Here is a 25,357-nt window from a genome sequence, read left to right as displayed (position 1 = left end):
ATGGGCAGCGCCACCAAGGTGCCGGAGACCCGGGACATGAGCGGGGACGAACTCTCCGCCGACGAGGCGTGGACGACCCTGCGCCGCTACGGCGGCTGGCCGCTGCTGCGCGACGCGTTCCTCCGCTTCCGGTACGCCGACGGGTTCAGCCATTCCCGCGCGCTCGCCCTCCAGACGGTGCTGTCGGTGATACCGCTGGCCCTGGCGTTCGTCGGGCTCTCCGCCAGCCTGCACACCGAGGACGTCGGCAGGCTGGCCGAGCTGACGATCCACCGGATCGCCCAGGGACCCAGCGCCGAGGTGGTCGACGACGCGCTCGACCGCAGCCGGCGCAAGGCGGGCGACGGCGCGGAGGTCGCCCTCTGGTTCGGCGCGATCTTCTCGCTCGTGAACGTCACCACGGCGATGTGCCAGATAGAGCGCGGCGCCAACCGCATCTACGGCAACGAACGCGACCGGCCCTTCCACCTCAAGTACGCGCGCGGCCTGGTCATGGCGCTGTGCGCGGGGTTCCCGCTCGGTCTGGGCTTCGTGGTCATGGTCGCCGGTGACGACCTCGCCTCGGCCGCGGGGGCGGTCTACGGGCTGGGCCCGACCGCGCAGACGGTGTGGAACATCGTGCGCTGGCCCTTCGGGCTGCTGCTCGCCCTGATCTCCGCCAGCGCGATCTTCCGCCGCTCGCCGCGACGCAAACAGCCGGGTTACACCTGGCTGGCCTTCGGCGCGGCGGTGTACCTGGTGCTCTGGATGGCCCTGACCTGGGCGCTCACCCTGTATCTCGACATGAGCGGCTCCTTCGACACCGTCTACGGTCCGCTCAGCGCCTTCATGTCCCTGCTGCTGTGGGCGTATCTGACCTCGCTCGCCCTGTTCCTCGGGCTCTCCTTCGCGGCCCAACTGGAGGCGGCGCGCGGGCGGCGGCCCGAACCGATCCAACCCGACCCGGGGGTCTGATGCCGACGAAACCCACGACCCTGCGCGCCACTGACCGGCGGTTCGGCGTCCGGCTGCTGGCGGCGGCCGGGGTCGCCGCGGCCGCCGCCGTGCCGTTCGCGCTGCTGCTGGTCCTGGTGGAGGGCCGCTGGCGGCCGCTGCGCGACCTCGACCACGACGCGGCGAACGGTCTGCACCGGGTCGCCGTGGACCATCCGGCCTGGACGAGCACCCTGCGCGTGCTCTCCGACTACGTCTGGGACCCGCTCACCCTGCGCGTGGGTGTCGCGCTGCTGACCGGCTGGCTGCTGTGGCGCGGTGCGCGGCGGCTGGCCGCGTGGGCGGCGGTGACGGCGGTGGCCGGGGGGCTGATCGGGCTCGGGGTCAAGACGCTGGTCGAGCGGGCGCGCCCGGCGCTGGAGGACCCCGTCGCGCACGCGCCGGGCTACTCCTTCCCGTCCGGGCACGCGATGACCGCCACCACCTCGTTCGCGGTGTTCCTGCTGGTCCTGCTGCCCCTGGTGCCCTCGCGAGCCCGAGTGGCGTGCTGGGCCGTGGCGGTGCTGTCGGTGCTCGGGGTCGGCTTCACCAGGGTCGCGCTCGGCGTGCACTGGTTCAGCGACGTGCTGGGCGGCTGGCTGCTCGGGCTGGCCGTCGTCGTGCTGACCGGCCGGGCCTTCGAGGCGTGGCGGTCCGACGCCGGTATGCGGCCCGCGCACGTCGGCGAGGGGCTGGAGCCCGAACTCACCGAGCCGAGCCCGGAGCCGGACACCGCCCCCCGCTGAGGACGCGTCACACGCCGGTCATCCGGCCGATCTCCCGGGGGTCGAGCCCGGTCAGCCGGGCGATGCGCGGGGCCGGGACGCCCGCGGTCAGCGCCCGGTGCACCAGGGACTCCCAGCCCTGGGCGGTGTCCCGGAAGTCCAGCAGTTCGCGCTCCATGTCGGTGACCGACCGGGGCGCACACTCCTGCTGGACCCGGACCTCCTCCTCTTCGGTCAGCGGGATCGGCAGCCGCTCGGCCCCCTCGGGGATGAGGATCTCCGAACCGGCGGGCAGAATCCTCAACTGCTCGGAGGACGGGGGCACGTCGTGGGCGGAGATCCAGCCGCGCACGGCCGGGGTCTGGTCGCATTCCAGCGGGGCGACGGCGGCCATGGCCGCGCCGAGACTCGGGTGACGGTCGGGGAGCAGGAAGAGGAAAGCCTCGTCGGCCATCGGGCGGTTCCGCCTTGTCGTGTCAGTGTGAGCGCGGAGGACGATGCTACTGCCGCCGTGCCGCACCGAGGAGGCGGAACCGCCGCGCGTCAGCCGGTGGCGATGGTGAACACGTGCAGGTCGGTGTCGTCGGGGAGTTTGACGCTCTTCACCGTCTTGCCCTCGGGCGCGGTGAACGGCTTGGTGGCGAAGACGTAGGTGGCGACCGGGTCCTTGTCGGCGCCCGCGACATTGCGGTACGCGGTCTTGGCGACGACCTCGTTGCCGTACTGGACGGTGCCGCCTCCGCCGCCGACGGTCCAGTCGGTGAAGGAGAGGTCGGCGGTGGCGGTGCTGCCGTCGGTGTAGGTGACGGTGGCCTTGGACTGCTGGTTGCCGTTGACGGCGCTGCCCACGAACGCCAACCGGGTCACTCCGTCCTTGAGTTGGACGGTCTGTCCGGCGCCGGTGGCGTTGTCCGGGCGGCCCGCGGGCGAGTCGGGCCAGGTGAAGGCGAGACCGTTGGTGGTGTACCGCTTGCCCGCGTCGAGTCCGGCCGCCGTGAGCGCCTGGCGGGAGTAGGACCAGCCGCCGCCGTCGTAGTCGGCTTCGTCGTGGTCGCCCTGGTCGTCGGAGACGCCGGTGTTGTCGTAGGCGGCGAGCAGGGTGCCGGGGGCGGCGACCGTGAGGGCCACGGGCTGCTCGTAGGAGGTGTCGCCGGAGGTCACGGTGACCTTGGCGGTGTAGAAGCCCTGGTCGGCGTCCTGGGCGGCGGTCAGGGTGATCTCCTGGGAGCCGCCGGTGACCGTGCCCTCGGCGGGCGTGGCGGTGACCCCGGCCGGGGTCTCGACCCGGTAGCGCACCTCGGGTCCGGTACCGCCGCTCAGGGACAGCGCGCGGATGCCGATCTTCGCGCTGTCGCCGGGTGCGAGCGTGGCCGTGGTGGGTCCGACGCCGATCTGGTACGGCTGCTCGCCCTGCCGGAAGGACGGCGGCGGATTGTGGGCGCCCCAGGCGCGGTTGGCGGTGGTGCCGAGGGTGTAGTCGAGCCGCCCGCCGTCGCGGACGAAGGAGGCGGGGAGCCAAGGCTGGTCGCTGGTGCGGCCGTTGACCTTCAGGGACTGGACGTAGGGCGCGTCGGCCGCCGCTCCGGTGGCGCGGACGGAGATGTCGTTGCCGTGCGGGCGGTTGATCTCGATCCGCTCGAACAGCGGTGAGGCGAGGACGAGTTCGGAGCGCGAGGGGACCTGGGGGTACATGCCCATCGCGGAGAAGACGTACCAGGCGGACATGGCGCCGAGGTCGTCGTTGCCGGGGATGCCGCCGGGCGTGGGCGCCCAGAGCTGCCGCATCGCGGCGCGGACGGTCTCCTGCGCCTTGTACGGGGCGCCCGCGTAGTCGTAGAGGTACGGCACGTTGATCGAGGGCTCGTTGTCCAGCTCGGACTTGGCGCCGCCGTTGCCGGTCAGGGCCCACTTGCCGTCGGCGGTGTGGAAGAAGTCGTCGAGACGCGCGAGCGCCTTGTCGGTGCCGCCGAGCGCGGCGAAGAGCCCTGCGGGGTTGTGCTGGACCATCCAGGTGTACTGGGCGGCGCTGCCTTCCACGAAGCCGTTGCCGGTGTCCGGGGTGAAGCCGGTGACCCAACTGCCGTCCGCCTTGCGGTTGGCGATGTAGCCGCCGGTGGAGTCGGCGGCGATGTTGAAGTTGTTCTGCCACCACTGGGAGCGGTCGGCGAAGGTCCTGGCGGTGCTCTTCTGCCGTGCCGCTGCGGCGAGTTGGGAGAGGGAGAAGTCGGCGGTGGACATCTCCAGGGTCTCGGCGGCGCCGCCCCAGGCGTTGGAGACGCTCGGCATGTAGTGCAGCTTCAGGTACTTGTCGAGCGAGGGGCGCTGGCCGACGGAGAGCACCGGCTTGCCGGAGGCGGACAGGTCCTGCTCGGTGGGTACGGTGGCAGCCTTGACCAGGGATTTCAGGGCACCCTTGAGGTCGAAGCCGGTGCCGCCGAAGGCGTGGATGCCGGCCAGGGCGGTGGGCGAGGGGTCGCCGTTCATGACGTGGGTGCCGCTCGCGCCGTGCAGCCAGCGGTCCCAGACGCCGCCGTTCTGCTCGCTGAGTTCGTAGAGCGACTGGGCGATGTCGGAGCCGGTGCGCGGGTCGAGCAGGGTGAGCAACTGGACCTGGTCGCGGTAGACGTCCCAGCCGGAGAAGGTGCCGTACTGGGCGCGGTGCCCGGGTGCGGTGCGGTGGACCTTGCCGTCGCTGCCCCGGTAGCGGCCGTCGGCGTCGCTGATGACGTTGGGGTGCAGCAGGGCGTGGTAGAGCGCGGTGTAGAAGGTGGTGCGCTCCTCGTCGGTGCCGCCGCCGGTCCTGATGGCGCCGAGGCGCTGGCGCCAGGCGGCGCGGGCGGCGTTCTTCACGGCGTCGAAGGAGCGGTGACCGCCGTTCTCCGCGCGGAGGTTGGCTTCGGCGGCTGCCTTGCCGACGTAGGAGATGCCGACCTTGACGTTCACCGGTCCGTCGCCGGGCGCGAACTCGACGTACCCTCCGGCGCCCTTGCCCGCGACGGGACGGCCGCCGTGGGAGAAGCCGCCGGTGCCGCCGGAGGCGCTGGTGGAGTTGGGGGTGAGCTTGTCGTCCTGCCAGGTGCCGGTCGCCTTGAAGGCGCGGTCGAAATGGGCGGTGAAGTAGAGGGTGTAGTAGGAGCGCTGTCCCTCGGGGTCGAGGTAGCCGCAGAAGTTCCCCGAGGTGACGGAGCCGGTGATCGTGCGGCTGTCCGGGTCGATGCTGACCGTCGAATCCTCCGACCCCACCTCGGAGTTGGCGGTGCGCACCAGCAGCGAGGCAGGCTTGTCGGCGGGGTAGGTGAACTCTGCCGCTCCGGTGCGGGCGGTCGCGGTGAGGTCGGCGGTGACCCCGGAGGCGAGAGCGAGCTTGTAGTGGCCGGGTTCGGCGGTCTCGTCGGTGTGCGTGAAGTCCGAGGCGTAGACGGCGTCCTTGGTGTCGCTCGCCGGGGAGGAGGTGACCTCGCCCGCGTACGGGAAGAACGGGATGTCGCCGCTGCCGCCCGCGCAGCCGGTGCCGGACATGTGGGTGAGGCTGAAGCCTCGGACCCGGGTGGCGTCGTAGTGGTAACCGGCGGGCGCGGCGGTGCGGGTGGCGTCGCCTCTGGTGTTCTCCGGGCTCCAGGAGAACATGCCGAAGGGCACGACGGCACCGGGGAAGGTGTCGCCGCCGTTGCTGGTGCCGATCAGCGGATCGACGTACGGCGTCGGGTCGTTGACGAGAGCCGGTGGTGCGTGGGTCGCCGCGAGGGCGGGGGTGGCACCGCCGCCGAGCGCGAGCGCGGCGGCGAGCAGCAGGGACATCGGACGGAAACGCATGACGCGGCCCTTCCTCCTTGCGGACGGGTCGCGCCCCACGGGTCGCACAAGCCGCAGGGACAGTAACGTGCGCCGCCCGCCGCACGGAAGACCGCCCGCACCGGGCGGGTCCGGTTCCCCCAACTGGGTTGACATCGTTGTCCGTTGAAGCGGTAAAGTCATGTACGGACCCACTAGACAACGTTGTCGCCGCCCCACCCGGCGAGGCTCCGCCTCTCCCCACAAGCCGCGCCACCCGCAGGACCAGCACCATCCGGACGGGCACCACCCCCTCGCCCACCCGGCTCGCGGACCCGGTGGACCGTTCTCCACCGGGTCCGCCCAGAGAGCTGCCGCCGAGACACCGCACGGCTCCCGTGTGAGCGCCCCTCCGATGCGAGAGCCCGGTCCCGGTCAGGGGCGCAGCAGACCGGTCAGTTCACGGCGGCTGTGTACACCCGTCTTGGCGAAAACGCTGGTGAACCGGTCCTGCACGGTCCACGGGGAGATCATCAGCTCGGCCGCCGTCTGCGCCGTGGAGCGTCCGGCGAGCATCTTCTCGACCACCTCCGCCTCCCCCGCCGACAGTCCGAAGCGGGCGCGCCAGGTCTCCGGTGTCAGCGGAGCCGCGACGGGTTCCAGGATCAGCGCGATCCGCCGGGCACCCCCGTCCGCGGTGGTCGTGCCCACGTGCAGCGAGAACCAGCGCCCCGCCCTCGTCCGCACCCGGACGGTGACCGGAGCGGACGCCGCGGCGGGCGCCCGGGCGAGGACGGCCATCATGACGGCGATGTCCGGGGTGTCCGCCCGCCGTTCGTCCGGGTCGCGCAGTGCGGCCAGCACCTCGTCGGCACCGGGCGTCGACTCCACGACGCGGTCGGTGTCGTCGAGCAGCGCCAGCACGGGACCCGGCACGTCGTGGGCGAGCCCCGGCGAGCCGAGGGCGGCGTCACGGATGCCCGCGGCCAGCAGCGGCGCCGCCGCGGCGACCACACCGACCTCGTCCGGGTCGAAGGCGGACCGGTCCTCCCGGCGGAAGAGGTGCAGGAATCCCCAGACCCGCCCGTCGGTGCGCGCGACGGCCCGGATCTCGTCACCGAAGCCCAGCGGGGCGAGCAGCTCCCGGTGGCGCGCGCTGCGGTCGAGCCGACCGCCGGTCACCGCCGACAGGGCACCGGCGGGGTCCGGGCTACCGGCCAGGGCGCGCAGCTTCAGGAAGTCGCGCTGGCCGAGTTCGTTGAAGTGCAGCAGGGCGGCGCCGGACCGGTCGAGGTTGCCGGTCGCGTAGGTGGTGGCGAGCAGCGACTCCGGGTCGGTCTCGGCGAAGCAGTACGCGTCGGCGCCGACCGCCGCGGCGATCCGGTCCGCGGACTCGTGCCGGTACGCGGACGATCCCAGCCCCTGTCCCGCCAGTTTCCGAAGGCTCCGGTGGAGCCGGGAAGCGTTCATGATCCACCCGCCCTGACATGCGGCCGATTCCCCAGCTTACTGGGTGTTCCGTGTACGCGGGTGAAACCTACGCTGATCGCGATTCCCTTTTCCGACCGGTCCGGTCCGCGAATCCGGTCCGCGAATCCGGTCCGCGAATTCGCATCCGACCCGTGAAAGCGAGGAGAAATGAAGATTCCCTACTATTCGCTGTACGTGAATGGCGAATGGACCGACAGCGCGGATCATCGCACGATCACCGACCCCGCCACCGGCGAGCCGGTGGCGACCGTCGCGCGCGGCACCACGGACGACGTCGACCGGGCGGTCGCCGCCGCCTCCGCCGCGCACGCGGACGGTTCCTGGCGCCGGACTCCGCCCGAGCGACGCGCCCGGATCATCCGTACGGTCGCGGACGCGCTGGAGCGCCGCCAGGAGGAACTCGCCGTCCTCCAGACACGGGAGAACGGCGCGACGATCCGCACCAGCCGCATTCTGCATCTCGGTCTGAGCATCGCGCACCTGCGGTATTTCGCGGACCTGGCGGAGTCGTACGCCTTCGAAATCCCCGGTCCCGCCATGCACCCGTTCCAGAGCACCGGAATTCTGCGCCGGGAACCTCTCGGTGTGGTCGCGGCGATCGTGCCGTGGAATCTTCCGCTGACCGTGACGGCGCTGAAGGTCGGTCCCGCGCTGGCTGCCGGGAACACCGTGGTCCTCAAGCCGGACGAGCACACCCCGCTGCTGGCTCTGGAGCTGGCCCGGGAGTTCGAGGCGGCGGGTCTGCCGCCCGGTGTGCTCAACGTGGTCACGGGGGACGGCGTACCGGTGGGCGCTCATCTCAGCGGGCACCCGGGCGTCCGCAAGACCGCCTTCACCGGCTCCACCGAGGTGGGCAAGGAGATCCTGCGGCAGAGCGCCGACACGGTACGGCGGGTGACGCTGGAGCTGGGCGGCAAGGGACCGAACATCGTCCTGCCGGACGCCGGTCTCGATCTCGCGGTGGACGGCGCGCTGTACGCGGTCATGGCCAACAACGGGCAGGCGTGCGAGGCGGGCAGCCGCCTCCTGGTGCCACGGGAGCGCGAAGCCGACTTCCTGAGCGCGCTCGCCGCCCGCGCGGGCTCCCTGCGCGTGGGTGACCCGCTCGACCCGGCGACCGATCTCGGACCCATGATCACGCGGGAGCAGCGGGACGACGTCCTGGCCCGCGTCGAGAAGGCACGTGCCGACGGCGCGACCGTCGTCTGCGGCGGGGGTGTCCCCGAGGGCGAGCGGTTCGGGACGGGGAACTGGATCGAGCCGACCGTCGTCGCCGGTGTCACGAACGACTCCCGCATCGCCCGCGAGGAGGTGTTCGGACCGGTCCTGACGGTCCTCGCCTACGACTCGGTCGAGGACGCGGTCGCGCTCGCCAACGACACCTCGTACGGGCTGTCCGCCGGGGTGTGGGGCAGGGACGAGGAGCGGGCGCTCGACGTCGCCCGGCGGATCGACGCCGGGATGGTGTTCGTCAACGACTGGCACGTGACGCCGACCGCCTATCCGTTCGGCGGGATGAAGGAGAGCGGTCTGGGACGCGAGGGCGGTCCGGGCGCCCTCGACGCCTACACCGAGTCCAAGTTCATCAGCGTCGACCGGTCCGGCGCGCGCGCGAACCGCGCCGCCTTCACGATGGTGCTGGGCTCATGACCGGGGGCGCGAGCAGGAGGGCGCGGGAGTACGACCACATCGTGGTGGGCGCCGGTTCCGCGGGCTGTGTCGTCGCGGCGCGTCTGCTGGGCCGGACCCAGGGACGCGTCCTGGTCCTGGAGGCGGGCGGAGGGCGCGACGACGCCCCGAGCCTCACCTGTCCGCGGCGGTGGGTGGAGAACTTCGGCTCGGACTACGACTGGAACTACCGGTACGCCCCGAACCCGCACGCCGGGAACCGCCCGCTGCCGCTGGCCCGGGGGAAGGTCGTCGGCGGCTCCGGTGCCGTCAACGCGCTGGTGTGGGCGCGTGGCCGGGCGGCGGACTACGACGGCTGGGCGGCGGCGGGCAACCCCGGCTGGGACTACGCCTCGGTCCTGCCGTACTTCACCGGGTCCGAGGACTGGGAGGACGGACCGAGCGCCCATCGCGGCGCGGGCGGACCCCTCCGGGTGGAGCGGGCCAGGGACCTGCATCCCGTCGCGGGCGCCCTGATCGACAGTTGCCTGTCCTACGGCATGCCGTACCTGGACGACATCAACGTTCCCGAGCCGCTCGGCGCGGGACCGGTCAGCATGAACGTCCGTGACGGGCGGCGCTGGAACTCCTGGCACGGCTATCTCCGGCCGCTGCTCGGCCATCCCCGGCTCACCGTGGTCACCCGGGCGACCGTCCGGCGGCTGACCTTCGCCGGAAACCGGTGCACGGGCGTGGAGTTCGCGCGGGAGGGCGGGGTGCACCGGGTCCGCGCGACCGGCGAGGTGGTGCTGTCGGCGGGTGCCGTCGACAGTCCCCGGCTGCTGATGCTGTCCGGGATCGGCCCCGCCGACGAGCTGGCGGGGCTCGGCATCAGGGCGGTGGCCGACCTGCCCGGCGTGGGACAGAACCTCCAGGAGCACCCGCTGCTCGCGGGGCTGTGCTTCGAGACCCGGCGCGCGCTGCCGCCCCCGGACCACAATCTGGAGGGCGGCATGGTCTTCTGGCCCAGCGGTCCGGGCCGTCCGTCCCCCGACCTGATGTTCGTGTCCATCCAACTGCCGTACGTGACACCAGAGATCGGCGCGGTGTCCCCTCCCCCTCCCCCGCCGCACGCCTTCTCGGTCCTGCCGGGGCTGATGCGGGTCGAGAGCCGTGGCCACCTCCGGCTGCTGTCGGCCGATCCCGGCGGTCCGCTGGAGATCCAGCCGAACCTGCTCACCGAACGGGCGGACGTGGACGCCCTGTCGGCGGCGGTGGAGCTGGGTCTCGACCTCGCGGACCAGCCCGCCCACCGCGCGCTGATCCGGCGCCGTATCGCCCCGGCGGGACCCCTGGACGGACGGCGGATCAGGGCGTTCCTGCGGGACGCGTGCCTCCCCTACCAGCACACGGCGGGCACCTGCGCCATGGGCGGCGGACCGGAGTCCGTGGTCGACGCCCGCCTCCGCGTCCACGGCATCACGGGTCTGCGAGTCGCCGACGCCTCGGTCATGCCGGTCATCACCTCGGCCAACACCAACGCGCCCTCGGTGATGATCGGCGAGGCGGCGGCCCGGTTCCTCACCACGGAACCGGCGACCGCCGCCCGCGGCCGGTCCGGGACGGGGAGAAGCTGAGGACCCGGACGGTGTTCCCCGGCCCGGAGCGACGCTCCGGCCGGGGTCACTCACAAGTGCCGCTGCCGCTGTAGCACGGCACATGACGTGTCGTCGGCGTGGGCGCAGGCACCGGATGGCTCCGGTCGTAGTCACGCTGAACCTGCGCGAGCAGCGCCCCCACCGCCAGCGCCACGATCACCTGCGAGGCGACGGTCCAGGGCGCGCGGGAGAGCAGCGCGAGTACGGTGCAGACGGTCACGACGACGGCCGCGCCGCGCAGCCGGCCGATCTCCGCGAGCGCGGCGGCGTCGATCTCCGACCGCTCCCCTTGCGCACCCCAGGACTGCAGTCCGTACCCGAGGACGGCTCCCCAGAGCACCAGCGCCTCCACCGCGAAGAGCAGCAGGGCGACGGAGACGTCCGCGAACGTGGGAGTCCTGCGGGACCAGGGCCGTCTCCGGCGCGACGGTGAGACGGTGAGTACTCCGTACACGACGAAGGGCCGTACCCCCGAGGGGATACGGCCCTTCAACCGCGTTTCCGGACCGCTTACTTGGCGATCAGGTTGCGCAGCACGTACTGCATGATGCCGCCGTTGCGGTAGTAGTCCGCCTCGCCGGGGGTGTCGATGCGGACGACCGCGTCGAACTCCACGCCGGTGTCGGTGGTGACCTTGACCGTGCGCGGGGTGGTGCCGTTGTTCAGCTCCTCGACGCCGGTGAAGGAGAAGGTCTCCTCGCCGGTCAGACCGAGGGAGGCGGCGGTGGCGCCCTCCGGGAACTGGAGCGGGAGCACGCCCATGCCGATGAGGTTCGAGCGGTGGATGCGCTCGTAGGACTCGGCGATGACGGCCTTGACGCCGAGGAGCGCGGTGCCCTTGGCGGCCCAGTCGCGGGACGAGCCGGAGCCGTACTCCTTGCCCGCGAGCACGACCAGCGGGATGCCCTGGTCGATGTAGTTGCGCGAGGCGTCGTAGATGAAGGAGACCGGCGCGCCCTCCTGCGTGAAGTCGCGGGTGTAGCCGCCCTCGGTGCCCGGCGCGATCTGGTTGCGCAGGCGGATGTTGGCGAAGGTGCCGCGGATCATGACCTCGTGGTTGCCACGGCGCGAGCCGTAGGAGTTGAAGTCACGACGCTCCACACCGTGCTCGGTGAGGTACTTGCCCGCCGGGGTGTCCGCCTTGATGGCACCGGCCGGGGAGATGTGGTCGGTGGTGACCGAGTCGCCCAGCTTGGCGAGCACCCGGGCGCCGGTGATGTCGCTGACCGGGGACGGCTCCGTCTGCATGCCCTCGAAGTACGGGGGCTTGCGGACGTAGGTCGACTCCGCGTCCCACTCGAAGGTGTTGCCGGTCGGGATCGACAGCGCCTGCCACTGGGCGTCGCCCGCGAAGACGTCCTCGTAGGACTTGGCGAACATGTCCTCGCCGATGGCGTTCGCGACGACCTCGTTGACCTCGGCCTCGGAGGGCCAGATGTCCTTGAGGAAGACCGGGTTGCCGTCCTGGTCGATGCCGAGGGCGTCCTTGGTGATGTCCACCTTCATGGAGCCCGCGATGGCGTACGCGACCACCAGCGGCGGGGAGGCCAGGTAGTTCATCTTGACGTCGGGGTTGATCCGGCCCTCGAAGTTCCGGTTGCCCGAGAGGACCGAGGTGACCGCGAGGTCGTGGTCGTTGACCGCCTTGGAGACCTCCTCCGGCAGCGGGCCGGAGTTGCCGATGCAGGTGGTGCAGCCGTAACCGACCAGGTTGAAGCCGACCTTGTCGAGGTACGGCGTCAGACCCGCCTTCTCGAAGTAGTCGGTGACGACCTTGGAGCCCGGGGCGAGGGTGGTCTTGACCCACGGCTTGCGGGTCAGACCCTTCTCCACGGCCTTCTTGGCGACGAGCGCCGCGGCGACCATGACGTACGGGTTGGAGGTGTTGGTGCAGGAGGTGATGGCCGCGACCGTCACCGCACCGTGGTCCAGCTCGTAGGTGGTGCCGTCGGGGGCGGTCACGGTGACCGGGTTCGACGGGGTGCCGTTGGGGGCGACCGCCGGAGAGTCGGAGGCGGGGAAGGACTCCTTGCCCGCCTCGTCCACGACGTCGACGTAGTTGAGGACGTCCGACTTGAACTGCTCGGCGGCGTTCGCGAGGACGATGCGGTCCTGCGGGCGCTTCGGACCGGCGATGGAGGGGACAACCGTGGAGAGGTCCAGCTCCAGCTTCTCGGAGAAGTCGGGCTCGGCCTTCGGGTCCAGCCAGAGACCCTGCTCCTTGGCGTACGCCTCGACCAGCGCGACCTGCTGCTCGCTGCGGCCGGTGAGCTTGAGGTAGTTCAGGGTCTCGTCGTCGATCGGGAAGATCGCGGCGGTGGAGCCGAACTCCGGCGACATGTTGCCGATGGTGGCGCGGTTGGCGAGGCTCGTGGCCGCCACGCCCTCGCCGTAGAACTCGACGAACTTGCCGACGACGCCGTGCTGGCGGAGCATCTCGGTGATCGTGAGGACGAGGTCGGTGGCGGTGGTGCCGGGGGTCAGCTCACCGGTGAGCTTGAAGCCGACGACGCGCGGGATCAGCATGGAGACCGGCTGGCCGAGCATCGCGGCCTCGGCCTCGATGCCGCCGACGCCCCAGCCCAGAACACCGAGGCCGTTGACCATGGTGGTGTGCGAGTCGGTGCCGACCAGGGTGTCGGGGTACGCCTTGCCGTCGCGGACCATGACGACGCGGGCCAGGTGCTCGATATTCACCTGGTGGACGATGCCGGTGCCCGGCGGGACGACCTTGAAGTCGTCGAACGCGGTCTGGCCCCAGCGCAGGAACTGGTAGCGCTCCTTGTTGCGGCCGTACTCCAGGTCGACGTTCTGCTTGAACGCGTCGTTGGTGCCGAACTTGTCGGCGATGACGGAGTGGTCGATGACCATCTCGGCCGGGGAGAGCGGGTTGATCTTCGCCGGGTCGCCGCCGAGCGCCGCGACGGCCTCACGCATGGTCGCGAGGTCCACGACACAGGGGACGCCGGTGAAGTCCTGCATGATCACGCGGGCCGGCGTGAACTGGATCTCCTGGCTGGGCTGAGCCTGCGAGTCCCAGCCGCCGAGGGCGCGGATGTGGTCGGCGGTGATGTTCGCGCCGTCCTCCGTGCGGAGCAGGTTCTCCAGCAGGACCTTCAGGCTGTACGGCAGGCGGGCCGAGCCCTCGACCTTGTCCAGCCGGAAGATCTCGTACGACTCGTCGCCCACCTGCAGCGTGCTGCGGGCGTCGAAGCTGTTCGCCGACACGACAGTCTCCTTCATTGATGTGCGCGTTCCACCGCATCCTGCCGCCACGCCGGTCTGGCCAATCCGCTAAGGTAAGGCTAAGTTAGGTAACCCTTACCGGTACGGCTGCTGCGGTGCGCCTCGGCAGATATCTCGATGTCGAGATAACTCTAGTACATGGGGGCTGGATGGTCATGCCCGGGCCCGGCGTGACCGCCCTCACCGAGCTTCGTCCGCCGACGCGCCCCCGGCGGCCGCCAGACCGGCTCAACCGGACACCGCGACCGGGGACCACATGCCGAACCACTGCTCGGCACCCCACTCCTCGAACCGTTCCACCTCGATGAACCCCAGCTTCGCCGCGAGGCGCATCGAGGGGACGTTGGCAGTCTGAGTGCAGAGCACCACCGGCTCACCGGGAATCGCGTCGGCGAACCAGCCGAGCACCGCCGTGCACGCCTCGGCGGCATACCCACGCCCCCACGCCTCCGGCAGGAACACATAGCTGAGCTCAGCCTCCCCGGCATCCGGCCGGACATGCCCCGGACGCTCCGCGCCCCGCCGGTCGAGCGAGATCACTCCGATCATCGCCCCGTCGAGATCGACCACGAAGAGGCCAGGGCGCCGCCCCGGCAGTGCAGGCACGGCACGTTCAAGCTCGTCACGGGGCCGAGGGCCACCGAGATAGGTACGCACCTCCGGCGAAGCGGACAGTTCGATGAACGCCGCACGGTCCCGAGCCTCGGACTCGCGGAGTACAAGCCGTTCGGTCCTTGTCGGGACGGGTGGCCAGGCGACAGGTCCCAGATCGGTCATGGCGGGCAACCTAGCGCAGGCGCGACACCGCAAAGGCGTCGAGTGCGTCAGGGCCCCGAGGAGGTGACGCGGTATCACGCCAATCTGCGCGTGACCGCCGACACGCACCGTCACGCAGCCCGGGAGGCACAGCGCCGTCCACGCCTCGACAGGCACACCCAACCCTCCCCGCGACACCGCCGTCCCGGTGAATTTTCCTCGCCCGGTGCCCGCACCCGGTGCGACCATCCCCCGGTGAGCCACTTCTCGCACCACCCGCTCCCCCACGGCGTACCGCCCGGCGCCTTTCACGCCCCCGAGCCCCGGCGGGCGGAGCCCGGTGCGTGGCCGGGGTTCGAGAGGGCGCTGGAGGTGGTGAACCGGGACCTCGTGGCGACGTTGCCCGGACACCCGCCGCTGGTGCTGATGGTGGAGCCCGCCGATGGGGCAGGGACACCCGAGCGGGTCTACGTGGCGCTGCCGGACGGCCGCTGGCAGGGGAACGCCGTGCACCCCCCGGACCCGACGGACGACTCCGGCGTACCGGAGCCGACGGACCCCGCGGACCTGCTCACCCTGGTCGCCGACGCCGCTCAGGAGACGGTGATGGAGATGTCCTGGCAGGTGTGGCCGGTGTGCCCGGCGCACAAGCTGGGCACGCATGTGCGGTCCGACGCGGAGGCGGTCACCTGGTGGTGCCCGGGAGGTACGGAGGCGGGCGGTCACCACGCGTCCCGAGTGGGCGAATTGTCCGGAACGCTGCCGGGCAAGCAGCGGCGGGCACTTCGCCGGGCGAAGCGAAAGCCGACCCGCGGCCATCAGTAACCCGTTCGGGGGTATCCGAGTTGAGCGGCGCCCCGCCGCGCCGACAATCGGAGGAGACAACCGTGGGCCTCACGTTCCGCAAGAGCTTCCGCATCCTGCCCGGCGTCCGACTGAACATCAACCGCCACTCGTGGTCCATCACGACCGGCGGCGGCAAGCACGGGCCCCGCCACACCCACAGCAGCACCGGACGCCGTACGACCTCGATGGATCTGCCCGGTCCGTTCGGCTGGCGCAGGACGACGACGAAGCGCCACTGACCCGGCATCACCCGAATGGACCCCCCGGAGGGGGCGCCATCTCATATCTGAGATAGCCTCAACCTCATGTCAGACGACTACCTCGCACGCATCGGCAAGCTCATCCGTGACGCCCGGCAGCACCGCGGCTGGACTCAGACCCAGCTCGCGGACGCTCTCGGCACCAGTCAGAGCGCGGTCAACCGCATCGAGCGCGGGAACCAGAACATCAGCCTTGAGATGATCGCCCGCATCGGGGAAGCCCTGGACAGCGAGATCGTGTCGCTGGGCTACGCGGGTCCGATGCACCTGCGCGTCGTCGGCGGTCGCCGCCTGTCCGGCGCCATCGACGTCAAGACGAGCAAGAACGCCTGCGTCGCCCTGCTGTGCGCGTCCCTGCTGAACAAGGGCCGTACCGTCCTGCGCCGGGTCGCCCGCATCGAGGAGGTGTACCGCCTCCTGGAGGTGCTCAACTCCATCGGCGTGCGCACCCGCTGGATCAACGACGGCGTCGACCTCGAACTCGTCCCCCCGGCCCAACTGGAGATGGACGCGATCGACGCGGAGGCGGCCGTCCGCACCCGCTCGATCATCATGTTCCTCGGCCCGCTGCTGCACCGCATGGACCGCTTCATGCTGCCGTACGCGGGCGGCTGCGACCTCGGCACCCGCACCATCGAGCCGCACATGATCGCGCTGCGCCGCTTCGGTCTGGACATCGCGGCGACCGAGGGGCAGTACCACGCCGTGGTGGACCGCACCGTCCGCCCCGACCGCCCGATCGTCCTGACCGAGCGCGGCGACACCGTGACCGAGAACGCGCTGCTGGCTGCCGCCCGCCACGACGGCGTGACCGTCATCCGCAACGCCTCCTCCAACTACATGGTCCAGGACCTGTGCTTCTTCCTGGAGGCTCTGGGCGTACGGGTCGAGGGCATCGGCACCACCACCCTCACCGTGCACGGCGTCCCGAACATCGACATCGATGTCGACTACTCCCCCTCCGAGGACCCGGTCGAGGCGATGAGCCTGGTCGCCGCCGCCGTGGTGACGGAGTCGGAGCTGACGGTCCGCCGGGTGCCGATCGAGTTCCTGGAGATCGAGCTGGCGGTCCTGGAGGAGATGGGTCTCGACCACGACCGCAGCCGCGAGTACTTCGCCGACAACGGCCGTACCCGCCTGGTCGACCTCACGGTCCGCCCCTCCAAGCTGGAGGCGCCGATCGACAAGATCCACCCGATGCCGTTCCCCGGCCTCAACATCGACAACGTCCCGTTCTTCGCCGCCATCGCCGCCGTCGCCCAGGGCAAGACCCTGATCCACGACTGGGTCTACGACAACCGCGCGATCTACCTCACCGACCTCAACCGCCTCGGCGGCCGCCTCCAACTCCTCGACCCCCACCGCGTCCTGGTCGAGGGCCCCACCCGCTGGCGCGCCGCCGAGATGATGTGCCCGCCCGCACTCCGCCCCGCGGTCGTCGTCCTCCTGGCGATGATGGCGGCGGAGGGCACGTCCGTCCTCCGCAACGTGTACGTCATCAACCGCGGGTACGAGGACCTCGCGGAACGGCTGAACTCGATCGGGGCGCAGATCGAGATCTTCCGGGACATCTAGAGCGACGAATGCCGTTCGGCTCCCTTCCGCCCCGCTTCATTGCGGGGCGGAAGGGAGCCGATACGTGGAGTTCGACAGGCGGGAGGGTGCGGAGAGGCGAGATCGCGTGGACGACGGGGGCGGCGGGGCGTGGGTGGTTGTTGTAGGCGAGGCTCAGGTGGGGGCGGAAGGCGGAGGTGGGCTTCTTCGGGGGGAGGGCGACGGTGGCACCGGCTTCGGAGAGGGCGCGGTGCAGGCGGAGCAGAGGGGGGCCAGGGGGTCAGGGAGAGGCGGACGGCGCCGCGGGAGCCCGTCAGTGGGGTGGCGCGCAGGGAGAACGCCGGGGGCGACAACGGCTCGGACTCCTGGGCCAGGCTGTCCAACTGGTCGGGCGTGACCGTGTCCGGGCTGCCGATGTCGGCGAGGGTGATGTGGAGTGCGTCCAGCGGGACCGGGTCGAGTCCGAGGGGCGCCAGCGATTCCTGGCAGTGCCGTGCGAGGTCCTTGAGCGGCTGGTCGCCCGGGAAGGTCAGCATCCAGTAGTACGCGCGGCTGCCGTCACTCCAGCCAGGGCGCGCCCAGTGGTCGGTCATCTCGGTCAACGCGCTGAACGCCGCCCAGTCGTGGGCCGCGACGACCGCGGGGTCGGTCGTGTCGGCGGGGGGGGGGGATCGACGGGGAACGCGGCGGGGTCGGCGCTGAGCAGGGGCACCCGACGTACTCCTTCGGCTTCATGATGGTCGGCCAGAAACGGGGATGGCACGTGCGGCAAGAAACGAGCCGACCTCCGTTTGTCGACCCGTCGGCGCCCTTACCCGTCCTCTCGCTCGCCCCGGAGCGGAAGCCCGGCGGACCGGTAGATCTCGTCCAGGACGCCCATGTTCGCAACGGCGTCCGCCGGTGAGGTGAGGATCGGGCCGTTGTCCAGGACCGCCGAGGTGAACGCCTCCAACTGGCAGGCGTAGCTGGAGGGGTTGGGGCGGAGGCGCTCGCGGCGGATCACGCGGCGGCCCTCGGAGTTCGGTGTGCGGAGGGTGAGTTGGTGGTAGAGCTGGGGCATCACGAAGTTGGTGACGTGGAGTTCACCGGCGGAGCCGAGGGCGCGCGCCCGGATCGACAGCAGGCGGCGCGACCACATGGACGTCCGGACCTGACCGGTCGCTCCGCCCGGGAAGGCCAGGTCGGCGGTCATCGCGCGGTCGATACGGGGGTCCTTGCGCAGAGTCAGCATCCGGGCGCCCGTGACGGCCGGGGTGTCTCCGCCGAGGAGACGGGCGACGTGGACCGCGTAACAGCCGGCGTCCATGGTGGCGCCGCCCGCCAGGGCGTAGTCGTAGCGGATGTCGCCGAACCGGGGCAGGGGGAAGCAGACTTGAGCCTCGACGTGGCGCAGTTCGCCCAGTTCACCGCTTTCCACGATCTGCCGCATGCGCGCGGCGAGCGGGTGGTGGCGGTAGTGGAAGGCTTCCATCACCACCAGCCCGCTGCGCGCGTACGCCTCCTCGGCGGCCGCCGCGACGCGTTCCGCCTCGGCGCGGTTGGCGGTCAGGGGCTTCTCGCACAGGACGTGCTTGCCCGCGCGCAGTGCTTTCAGCGTCCACTCCGCGTGCAGCCCGTTGGGCAACGGGACGTAGACGGCGTCCACTTCGGGGTCGGCGAGGAGCGCGTCGTAGCCGGTGTGCACGACGGGGATGCCGTGGGTGCGGGCGAACTTCTCGGCGCGTCGGCGGTCGCGGGCGGCGACCGCGGTCACCGTGACGCGCGGGGTCAGGCGGGCGGGCTTGATCAGTGCGCTCGGCGCGATGGCGGCTGCTCCGAGCAGCCCGACCCTGATGCCTTGGGACATGCGCATCAGTGTGCCAGGCGGGGCAGCGGGTCCCGCCGCCGGAATCCCGCCAAGCGCCGCGCTAGCCGCCGGTTCCGCAGGGAGGGGCGTACGACCTGCCCGGCAGGTACTCCCGCCACTGCTTCCCGCTGATCGGGTCACCGACCGAGTGGCACAGGTCGTCGACGAGGCGCCCGGGGGTGATGCTCCACAGGTCGACCCCGCCCGTGTGGGAGCCGCGCACCGCGGCGAGCCGCTGCCCGTCGGGGCTGAAGAGGACCGAGTACAGCTCCCCGGGGGAGTCCTCGGCCAGATACGACTCCCGGGAGGGGTTCTTGGGGTCGCGTAGGTCCCAGATCTCGGGGCGGGTGTAGTCGTCGCCCGTGGAGATGAGGGTCGAGATCAGTGCGAGGCGGGTGCCGTCGGGGCTGAAGGACAGGGGGCTGCGGGACTGTCCGATCTGCCGGGTGGCCACGGGCGTGGCCGCGAGGCGGTCGTGGGTGACGGGCCACAGGGTCAGGGTGCCGTCGTGGAGGTAGAGGGCGAGCAGCTTGCCGTCGGGACGGAAGGCCAGGTCCATGGAGCTGCTGCCCGCGGGCAGGCGGCGTGTCCACCGTCGCGTCGGACGGGCCGGGTCGGTGACGTCCCAACTGTCCAGCCGGGACCAGGCTGTTCTGCCGGTCGTCTTGTCGGGCACGGCCCAGTCGGGGGCGAGCAGTGTCCTGCCGTCGGGAGAGAACGCCAGCTCCACGGAGCCGGAGGGGATGGTGCCGACCTGACGGGGGTGCCGTGGGTCCTTGATGTCGAAGAGCCGGACGGTGGGCGGCGTCCTGTTCCTTTCCACGTAGCCGTTCGCGTCGGATATCGCGAGCAACGGCTCGGTGGGGCTGAAGGCGATCACCTGGACGCCGTTGTGCAGTTCGTCGCCGATGGTGCTCAGCAGGGGGGCGTTCGGGCGGGTGGTGTCCCGCAGTCGTACGCCGACGTACTCCGTCCTGCCCTTCTTGTACACCTCGACATCGGCGAGCAGTCTTCCGTCGGGGCTCAGTGCGATGTCCTCGCCGGTGAACATGTCGGGGGCGCGGGTGACCGCCAGGAGGCGCCGCTTGTTCAGGTCGGTCACGTCGACGAGGTAGTTGACTCCCACGCCTTCCCAGGCGATCAACTGCCGCTGTCCGGACCTGCGGTAGTCCATCTGGCCGCCGGTTCCGGGCGTCAGCGGCAGCGTCGCGTCGGCGCCCGGTTGCATGAGGTTGGAGAGGTACCAGACGAGCACGCCGTGGTCGGTGGACAGCATCAGCCGCCGGGACCTGCCGGGGTCGAACAGGATCGTCCCGGTCGGCTGGAACCCGGTCGGCGGCGAGACCGACACACCGGCCACGACCGTGTGGTCGAGGGAGTCCGCGCTGTACGCCCAGGCGTGCCATCCGTCGCACGCGCCCACCACCTGGTCCCGGTCCGGGCTGAACGCCAGGGACGTCGGATCGCTGATGCAGTTGCCGGACCGGTAGGTCTCGTCGGCCCCGCCCCGGACGCGCCGGGGCTTTCCCGGGTCGTCGAGGCGCCACAGCCCCAGTCCGTACTCGGTCTTCACGGTGACCGGCGCCGCCAGCAACTTCCCCGTCCGGTCGAACGCGACCCGGTGCAGCGTGCCGGGCGCGGACGTCGCGTACGGCGCGCCGCCGAGCGTGCTCACCCGCTCGGGACGCGTCGCGTCGGCGACCTTCCACACCGTGATCCGGCCGTCCGTGGTCATCGCGGCCAGCAGGTCCCGGCGCGGGGAGGTGGCCAGCGAGTCGATCGTGCCGGACCGGGCGTCCAGCGCGGGCAGTGCGGTGGGCGCGGCTTGGGCGCCGAGGTTCCAGCGCAGGACCCGCCCGGCTCCGGCACCGCCGTACAGCACCTTGCCGTCGGCGCCGAAGGCGAGCGTGCCGACCGGACCGTCCGCCTTCAGGGACGCCGTCGGCCGGGGTTTCGCCGGATGCGTGAGGTCCCACAGCCGTACCGTCGCGGGTCCCGAGCCGTTGTGCGGATAGGTGACGGCGGCCAGCGTGCGGCCGTCCCGGCTGACGGCGACGGAACCGGCCGATCGCGCCGTGATCCGCGCCGGGCCGTCCTCGGTGCGCAGCACGATCGCGTCCCCGGACGAGATCGCGAGCGTCCTGCCGTCCGCACCGGCGGCGAGGTCGGTCGCGGGCTGTCCGCCGTTGATCAGACCGGGGGCGCTTCGGCTGTCCAGGAGGGCGGCGCGCCCGGCGTCCTTGTTCATCTGGAACGACAGCAGGCTGAGCTGTTTCGCCAGCCCCGGCTGGGTGGTGCGCAGGTTCTCGGCCTCGGCCGCGAGATAGCGGGCGAGGTCGCGCCGGTGCGCCTGTTCCGCCTGCCGCTGGAAGACGAGCGAGCCGATCAGCCCGGTGGTGGCGAGCAGGAAGAACGCGGCGAGGAGGGCGACGGCTGCCTGTCGGCGGCGAACACCCCGTCGTTCCAGGTGGGTTGACGCGTCCTTGAACGCGGCGGGCAGCGGGTCCAGGTCCCGGGTGCCCTCGGGCGCGCTGTCCAGTTGCTCGCGCAGACCGGCCAGCCGGTTGCCCCGGTAGAGCAGGGAGGGGTCGCGCCCGGAGCGGTTCCAGGTGGTGGCGTCGTCGGTGAGCTGCTGGCGCAGCCGCAGCCAGGCGCGGTCGGCGTCCACCCAGCCCCGCAGCTCCGGCCAGCCACGGATCAGCGCCTCGTGGCTGAGCCGGGTGGTGTCCTGTTCGTGGGTGAGCAGCCGGGCGGCGGTGAGCCGTTCGATCACCCGCCGGGCCGGTTTCTCGGGCAGCCCGTGGACCAGGGCGGTACGGTCCACCGACCGGGCGGTGTCCGGGGAGTCGCCGTCACCGACCCGGACCAGCCGGGTGAGCAGGTGCTGGAGAACCGTCCGTCCCTCGGTGTCCAGCTCGTCGTAGATCGTGTCGGCGGTCTGGGCGAGGGCACCGGAGATGCCCCCGGTCGCGCGGTAGCCCGTGAAGGTCAGCCGGGTGCCCTCGCGCTTGCGCCAGGTCTCCCACAGGGCGTGGGACAGCAGGGGCAGCGCACCGGCGGCGGGCTCCTCGCCGCTCATCGCGCCGAACTCGTGCAGGATCAACTCGGCGAGTCCGTCGTCCAGTCGGAGACCTGCGCGAGCGGCAGGTTCCTCGATCGCGGACCGCAGCTCGGCGGTGGTCATCGGTTCCACCAGGACGGCGCGGTCGCGCAGGGTGGAGAGGAGTTCGGGCTCGGTGGCGGCCCGGCCGTAGAAGTCCGCGCGCAGGGCGAGGACGACCAGGGCGGCACGGGCGGCGAGGGCGTTCAACACCCGCAGGAACGCGGTCCGTTCGGGGGCGTCATCGTCGTCGCTGAGCGTGAACAGCTCCTCCAACTGGTCGACGAGCAGGACCACGTGCGAGCCGTCCGGTCCGCCGGGCATCCGGTCGAGCAGGTCGGCGGCGGCCCGCTCGGGGTACGTGCGCAGCGCCCCGAGACCGTCCGGCGGTACGGAGAACCGCTCCGCGAGTCGTCGCAGCGGGGTCGCGCCGGGGGTCATCCGCACCACGGTCCGGGCGGTCGGACCGGGCAGCTTCCCGTCCCGGATGCCGCGCAGAAGACCGGCGTTGAGCAGCGAGGTCTTGCCCGATCCGGAGGCGCCGACGAGGATCCGGGGACCTGGCGGGCGGGGCTCCACCTCCTCGTCCTCCTCGCGGAGCGCGTCGAGCAGCCGCGCGACCATCCGCTCCCGCCCGTGGAACAGCCGCGCGTCGTCCGGGGCGAACGGGAACAGACCGGGGTAGGGAGAGCGACCCGGGGCGGGCGCGACCGGAGGCTTCGGTTCTCCCTCGGGCGGGACCACCGCCGGGTTGGGCGCGAGGACCAGGCTGCCCGACCTGCCTTCGGACTGCCGTCGCGGCAGCGGGAGTTGGCGTTCGCGCAGGGTGCGGAAGACCGCGTCGTACACCGAGTCCAGGGTCATCGGGTGCGGTCCGCGCGGATCGCCGTCGTTCAGTACGTCGACGAGCGCGCCGGTGAACGCGGTGTGCGTGGACTCGGGTGCGGCGAGGGCGAGTTGCTCGGCGGAGCCGATGAAGTACAGACCCGGGGTGGACTCCGCGCTGAACGCCGGTACGGAGCCGCCGTGTCCGAGCACCGGGCGGCCGGAGAAGCAGCAGTCGAGGAGCAGGACGACGGACGCGGCACGGCTCGCGGTGAGGGCTTGGCGCAACGCGGCGAAGGACAGCGCCTGATGGGCGGCGAGTCCCGGGGTGAGCCGGTCGGTGGCGCGGGCGGCGAGGTACAACTCGCCGTCGGCGTCCAGCAGTCCGTGTCCGACGAAGTGCACGAGCAGGACGCTGTCCGCCCGCTGCGCCTCCTCGGCGACCGCCTGGGCCATGAACCGGGCGTCGGGCGGGTCGAGTTCGCACCGGACCCGGTCGGACGGCACCGCGCAGCGTTCGATCAGGGCGGTGCGCAGGGCGCGGTGCGTGGGGGCGACGGACGGCACGGCGGGCAGGGTCGGGCCGTCGTGCTCGGCGGTCGCGAGGAGCAGGATCCGGACGCCGGGACCCGTCAGATCGCTCACGGCAGCTCGCGGCCCGCGCTCCCGCCCGGGCGGTCCGAGCCGGGCGCCGCGTCACCGCCCGGGCGGTCCGAGCCGGGCGCCGGGGTACGACGCGGGTCGTCCCCGTCGGGCGCGGCGGTTCCGTCACCGTTCAGCAGGGCGGCGAGGGCGGCTGCCTGCTGCCGCAGCGCGGTGGCGTCCAGGGCGGCCACGCGCTTGGCGGTCAGCTCCAGCGAGCGGCCGTCCTCCAGGGTCACCTTCATCCGCACCTCACCGCGCCTGCTGCGCAGCCAGGCGATGACCCCGGTGGCCAGCGCGGTCGCCGCGCCCCCGGGTCCGAGCGCCACCACGACCGCCTCCAGCACCGGTCCGAGGGTCCCGGGGTCCGGCGGACGCTCGCGCAGCCCGAGGCGACCCCGCAGCGACTGGTCGTCGCTCAGCCACTCGTGCAGGGAACGGAGTTGGTCCGCAGCTTCAAGACCCTCCGCGTCCAGCCGTACGTCCATGACGCCCCCGTCAGCCCGCCGGTCGTGTGTGCCGTGGCGGGAGGCTAGCAATGGTCCGGGAGGGAGGAAAAGGGCGCGAAGTGAGGGCGAGCGCCCCTCGGCACTCGCGGATCACCGTGCGCCCCGTCGCCTCCGAACCGGGTCAGCAGAACCAGCCGTCCTGCACCCACCCGTGCCGGTTGATGTCGCCGTAGGCGAACCCGTACGCCCACCCCGACTGCTTGCTCTCCACCAGGAAGGTCTGACCCTTGCTCAAGGTGCCCATCCAGGCGCCGCCGGGGTCGGTGCGGACGAAGAGGTCCTGGGCGCAGACCGTTTCGCGGGTGCCGACGGTGCCGTTGGCGGCGACGGCGGGGACGGTGGCCAGGAGCAGGGCGGTGGCGGCGGCCGCCGTGAGGGCGGCGGCGCGACGGCGTACGGACATGCTGGTTCCTCCTGGGTTCCGGCTCACCACGAGTTGTATCCGCCGATGCATTCGATGCGGACGTAGCCCCAGTCGTTGGGGCCGAAGTCGAAGGTGGCGGCCCAGCCGTTGTAGACGGGGTGGGCGCCGGGGGTGTGGCCGACCTTGTCGCCGTAGGACAGGGTGCGGACGAGGCCGACGGGTCCGGACGCGCTGTCGTAGTTGGCGTAGAAGCTGGCGCTCTGGCACGTGATGATCGCGTGCTCCGGTACGACGACGGCGTGGGCGGGTGCCTGGAGGAGCGTGGTGGTCGCCAGGGCAGGGATCATGGCGGCCAGGACTCGGGTGAGGGTTCGTCTCAGGACGGGCACGGCGCATCGACTCCTCGTGGGGGAGGGCTGGTGGACGCGGGTAAACCGTAGCCGTGCTGGCATGTTCGCAACAGACCGCGAGCGGCGAAAGCGGCGTGTCCTGATCGGGAAGACGCCGCCCGCGCAGCCGGGACGCGAGCCGACCCGGGGTCACCGGGTCGGCGGAGGCGCGGCGGCACCGGGTCGGCGGAGGCGCGGGGTCAGTCCTCGACCATCGTCACGTCCCGTTCGCCCGTCGCGTGGAACACCGGCAGGAAGGCGATGCCCGCGGGGTGCAGCTCGGTCACCGTCGCCTCCACATGGGCGGGACCGGCGCGCAGCGCGTCGTCCGGGACCTGGCCGGAGTTGGTCCAGTGGTGCCGGGTGCCGTCGCAGGTGGCGCGGGTGCCCCCGATGCCGTACTTGACGCGGGAGTCGTCCTGGTCGACGGAGGAGCTGACGAAGACGGGACCGGTGGCGGGCAGGCAGCGGTAGGTGCCGGAGAGGGTCACGGTGCCGTCCTCCTCGATCACGGCGACCGGGTCGACGGTGACGCTCTCGGACGGGGCGGCGACGGCGGCCGGTGCGGCGAGCGCGCACAGCAGCGCGGCGGCGCCGAGGACGGCGGCGAGGGCGGGGCGTACGGACATGGGGGTGCCTCCCGGTCGGGGTTACAGGGGTGCGAGGGGATGGTTCCTGGGGTGGGACTTCCCCTCGCCGCCGGGCGTCCCCGGGACCGGGCGCGATCATCACCCGAGCGGTGGCACGTCACTGGGCCGGGCGTACCAGCCACCCGTCACACCGGTGGTGACCAGC

General features: G+C 71.8%; 20 protein-coding genes and 1 pseudogene. 7 read left to right on the top strand and 14 right to left on the bottom strand.

The window, feature by feature from the left end; translation table 11 throughout:
• Both IF655_RS11580 and IF655_RS11575 read left to right on the top strand, forming a co-directional pair.
• Positions 1 to 954: a YihY/virulence factor BrkB family protein gene (locus IF655_RS11580; RefSeq protein WP_199584168.1), complete on the top strand. Its 954-nt coding sequence runs from the start codon at positions 1 to 3 to the stop codon at positions 952 to 954.
• Positions 954 to 1,718: a phosphatase PAP2 family protein gene (locus IF655_RS11575; protein WP_199584167.1), complete on the top strand. Its 765-nt coding sequence runs from the start codon at positions 954 to 956 to the stop codon at positions 1,716 to 1,718. The genes IF655_RS11580 and IF655_RS11575 overlap by 1 nt, the downstream gene beginning before the upstream one ends.
• Positions 1,719 to 1,725: 7 nt before the next feature.
• Here the strand turns inward: IF655_RS11575 and IF655_RS11570 are convergent, their stop codons facing one another.
• The 3 genes from IF655_RS11570 to IF655_RS11560 form a co-directional block, all read right to left on the bottom strand.
• Positions 1,726 to 2,151, bottom strand: coding sequence for a DUF6003 family protein (locus IF655_RS11570; RefSeq protein WP_199584166.1), 426 nt, complete (start codon positions 2,149 to 2,151; stop codon positions 1,726 to 1,728).
• A gap of 89 nt (positions 2,152 to 2,240) precedes the next feature.
• On the bottom strand, positions 2,241 to 5,510 hold the full coding sequence (locus IF655_RS11565) for a GH92 family glycosyl hydrolase (protein ID WP_199584164.1): 3,270 nt from the start codon (positions 5,508 to 5,510) through the stop codon (positions 2,241 to 2,243).
• A 393-nt stretch (positions 5,511 to 5,903) separates the two neighbouring features.
• Positions 5,904 to 6,938 carry a LuxR C-terminal-related transcriptional regulator gene (locus IF655_RS11560; protein ID WP_199584162.1) on the bottom strand — a complete coding sequence of 345 codons (1,035 nt, stop codon included), beginning with the start codon at positions 6,936 to 6,938 and terminating at the stop codon, positions 5,904 to 5,906.
• 168 nt (positions 6,939 to 7,106) lie between these two features.
• Between IF655_RS11560 and IF655_RS11555 the strand changes: the two genes are divergently transcribed.
• Positions 7,107 to 8,609, top strand: a complete 1,503-nt coding sequence (locus IF655_RS11555; protein WP_199584161.1) for an aldehyde dehydrogenase — start codon at positions 7,107 to 7,109, stop codon at positions 8,607 to 8,609.
• Entirely contained in the window at positions 8,606 to 10,204 is a 1,599-nt protein-coding gene (locus IF655_RS11550; RefSeq protein WP_199584160.1) for a GMC family oxidoreductase, read from the top strand. The genes IF655_RS11555 and IF655_RS11550 overlap by 4 nt, the downstream gene beginning before the upstream one ends.
• A gap of 46 nt (positions 10,205 to 10,250) precedes the next feature.
• Here the strand turns inward: IF655_RS11550 and IF655_RS11545 are convergent, their stop codons facing one another.
• From IF655_RS11545 to IF655_RS11535, 3 genes are all read right to left on the bottom strand, one after another.
• Entirely contained in the window at positions 10,251 to 10,679 is a 429-nt protein-coding gene (locus IF655_RS11545; protein WP_199584159.1) for a DUF6234 family protein, read from the bottom strand.
• 56 nt (positions 10,680 to 10,735) lie between these two features.
• Entirely contained in the window at positions 10,736 to 13,453 is a 2,718-nt protein-coding gene (gene acnA, locus IF655_RS11540) for an aconitate hydratase AcnA (RefSeq protein WP_199584158.1), read from the bottom strand.
• Between the two features lie 246 nt (positions 13,454 to 13,699).
• Positions 13,700 to 14,248 (bottom strand): GNAT family N-acetyltransferase, encoded by a 549-nt coding sequence (locus IF655_RS11535; protein ID WP_199584157.1) that lies wholly within the window; start codon positions 14,246 to 14,248, stop codon positions 13,700 to 13,702.
• A gap of 234 nt (positions 14,249 to 14,482) precedes the next feature.
• On the opposite strand from IF655_RS11535, the gene IF655_RS11530 reads away from it, so the two are divergent.
• The 3 genes from IF655_RS11530 to IF655_RS11520 all read left to right on the top strand — a co-directional run bounded on the left by IF655_RS11530 (position 14,483) and on the right by IF655_RS11520 (position 16,908).
• Positions 14,483 to 15,052: a hypothetical protein gene (locus IF655_RS11530; protein ID WP_307814907.1), complete on the top strand. Its 570-nt coding sequence runs from the start codon at positions 14,483 to 14,485 to the stop codon at positions 15,050 to 15,052.
• A gap of 62 nt (positions 15,053 to 15,114) precedes the next feature.
• The gene (locus tag IF655_RS11525) at positions 15,115 to 15,312 is read left to right on the top strand and encodes a DUF4236 domain-containing protein (RefSeq protein WP_199584156.1); all 198 of its coding nucleotides are present in this window, start codon (positions 15,115 to 15,117) and stop codon (positions 15,310 to 15,312) included.
• Between the two features lie 66 nt (positions 15,313 to 15,378).
• Positions 15,379 to 16,908 (top strand): UDP-N-acetylglucosamine 1-carboxyvinyltransferase, encoded by a 1,530-nt coding sequence (locus tag IF655_RS11520; protein ID WP_199584154.1) that lies wholly within the window; start codon positions 15,379 to 15,381, stop codon positions 16,906 to 16,908.
• On the opposite strand, the gene IF655_RS31135 is transcribed toward IF655_RS11520, so the two are convergent.
• The 8 genes and pseudogenes from IF655_RS31135 to IF655_RS11485 all read right to left on the bottom strand — a co-directional run bounded on the left by IF655_RS31135 (position 16,832) and on the right by IF655_RS11485 (position 25,191).
• On the bottom strand, positions 16,832 to 17,152 hold the full coding sequence (locus IF655_RS31135) for a 2'-5' RNA ligase family protein (RefSeq protein WP_277952672.1): 321 nt from the start codon (positions 17,150 to 17,152) through the stop codon (positions 16,832 to 16,834). The genes IF655_RS11520 and IF655_RS31135 overlap by 77 nt on opposite strands.
• Before the next feature lie 118 nt (positions 17,153 to 17,270).
• Positions 17,271 to 17,423, bottom strand: a pseudogene (locus IF655_RS31130) (2'-5' RNA ligase family protein); the annotation flags it as partial.
• A 275-nt stretch (positions 17,424 to 17,698) separates the two neighbouring features.
• Positions 17,699 to 18,733 carry a Gfo/Idh/MocA family protein gene (locus tag IF655_RS11510; protein WP_199584152.1) on the bottom strand — a complete coding sequence of 345 codons (1,035 nt, stop codon included), beginning with the start codon at positions 18,731 to 18,733 and terminating at the stop codon, positions 17,699 to 17,701.
• Between the two features lie 61 nt (positions 18,734 to 18,794).
• Positions 18,795 to 23,303: a caspase family protein gene (locus IF655_RS11505; RefSeq protein WP_199584150.1), complete on the bottom strand. Its 4,509-nt coding sequence runs from the start codon at positions 23,301 to 23,303 to the stop codon at positions 18,795 to 18,797.
• Complete coding sequence (locus tag IF655_RS11500; RefSeq protein ID WP_199584148.1) at positions 23,300 to 23,788, bottom strand: hypothetical protein; 489 nt, start codon at positions 23,786 to 23,788, stop codon at positions 23,300 to 23,302. Before IF655_RS11500 ends, IF655_RS11505 begins: the two co-directional genes overlap by 4 nt.
• A 142-nt stretch (positions 23,789 to 23,930) precedes the next feature.
• Positions 23,931 to 24,212 carry a hypothetical protein gene (locus IF655_RS11495; protein WP_199584146.1) on the bottom strand — a complete coding sequence of 94 codons (282 nt, stop codon included), beginning with the start codon at positions 24,210 to 24,212 and terminating at the stop codon, positions 23,931 to 23,933.
• A gap of 23 nt (positions 24,213 to 24,235) precedes the next feature.
• Positions 24,236 to 24,562, bottom strand: coding sequence for a hypothetical protein (locus IF655_RS11490; protein ID WP_199584144.1), 327 nt, complete (start codon positions 24,560 to 24,562; stop codon positions 24,236 to 24,238).
• A 200-nt stretch (positions 24,563 to 24,762) separates the two neighbouring features.
• Positions 24,763 to 25,191, bottom strand: coding sequence for a DUF6299 family protein (locus IF655_RS11485; RefSeq protein WP_199584142.1), 429 nt, complete (start codon positions 25,189 to 25,191; stop codon positions 24,763 to 24,765).
• Positions 25,192 to 25,357: the final 166 nt, after the last annotated feature.

This window comes from Streptomyces sp. DSM 110735 (genome assembly GCF_016482685.1).
Lineage (GTDB): Bacteria > Actinomycetota > Actinomycetes > Streptomycetales > Streptomycetaceae > Streptomyces.
Note: the sequence above shows the minus strand (reverse complement) of the source record. Positions and strands in the feature narration are given on the sequence as shown.

Bases quoted from the DNA above. Each gene is read 5' to 3' on its own strand.
- IF655_RS11580 (WP_199584168.1), top strand. From the start codon at position 1: ATGGGCAGCGCCACCAAGGTGCCGGAGACCCGGGACATGAGCGGGGAC.
- IF655_RS11575 (WP_199584167.1), top strand. From the start codon at position 954: ATGCCGACGAAACCCACGACCCTGCGCGCCACTGACCGGCGGTTCGGC.
- IF655_RS11570 (WP_199584166.1), bottom strand. From the start codon at position 2,151: ATGGCCGACGAGGCTTTCCTCTTCCTGCTCCCCGACCGTCACCCGAGT.
- IF655_RS11565 (WP_199584164.1), bottom strand. From the start codon at position 5,510: ATGCGTTTCCGTCCGATGTCCCTGCTGCTCGCCGCCGCGCTCGCGCTC.
- IF655_RS11560 (WP_199584162.1), bottom strand. From the start codon at position 6,938: ATGAACGCTTCCCGGCTCCACCGGAGCCTTCGGAAACTGGCGGGACAG.
- IF655_RS11555 (WP_199584161.1), top strand. From the start codon at position 7,107: ATGAAGATTCCCTACTATTCGCTGTACGTGAATGGCGAATGGACCGAC.
- IF655_RS11550 (WP_199584160.1), top strand. From the start codon at position 8,606: ATGACCGGGGGCGCGAGCAGGAGGGCGCGGGAGTACGACCACATCGTG.
- IF655_RS11535 (WP_199584157.1), bottom strand. From the start codon at position 14,248: ATGACCGATCTGGGACCTGTCGCCTGGCCACCCGTCCCGACAAGGACC.
- IF655_RS11520 (WP_199584154.1), top strand. From the start codon at position 15,379: ATGTCAGACGACTACCTCGCACGCATCGGCAAGCTCATCCGTGACGCC.
- IF655_RS11510 (WP_199584152.1), bottom strand. From the start codon at position 18,733: ATGTCCCAAGGCATCAGGGTCGGGCTGCTCGGAGCAGCCGCCATCGCG.
- IF655_RS11500 (WP_199584148.1), bottom strand. From the start codon at position 23,788: ATGGACGTACGGCTGGACGCGGAGGGTCTTGAAGCTGCGGACCAACTC.
- IF655_RS11495 (WP_199584146.1), bottom strand. From the start codon at position 24,212: ATGTCCGTACGCCGTCGCGCCGCCGCCCTCACGGCGGCCGCCGCCACC.
- IF655_RS11485 (WP_199584142.1), bottom strand. From the start codon at position 25,191: ATGTCCGTACGCCCCGCCCTCGCCGCCGTCCTCGGCGCCGCCGCGCTG.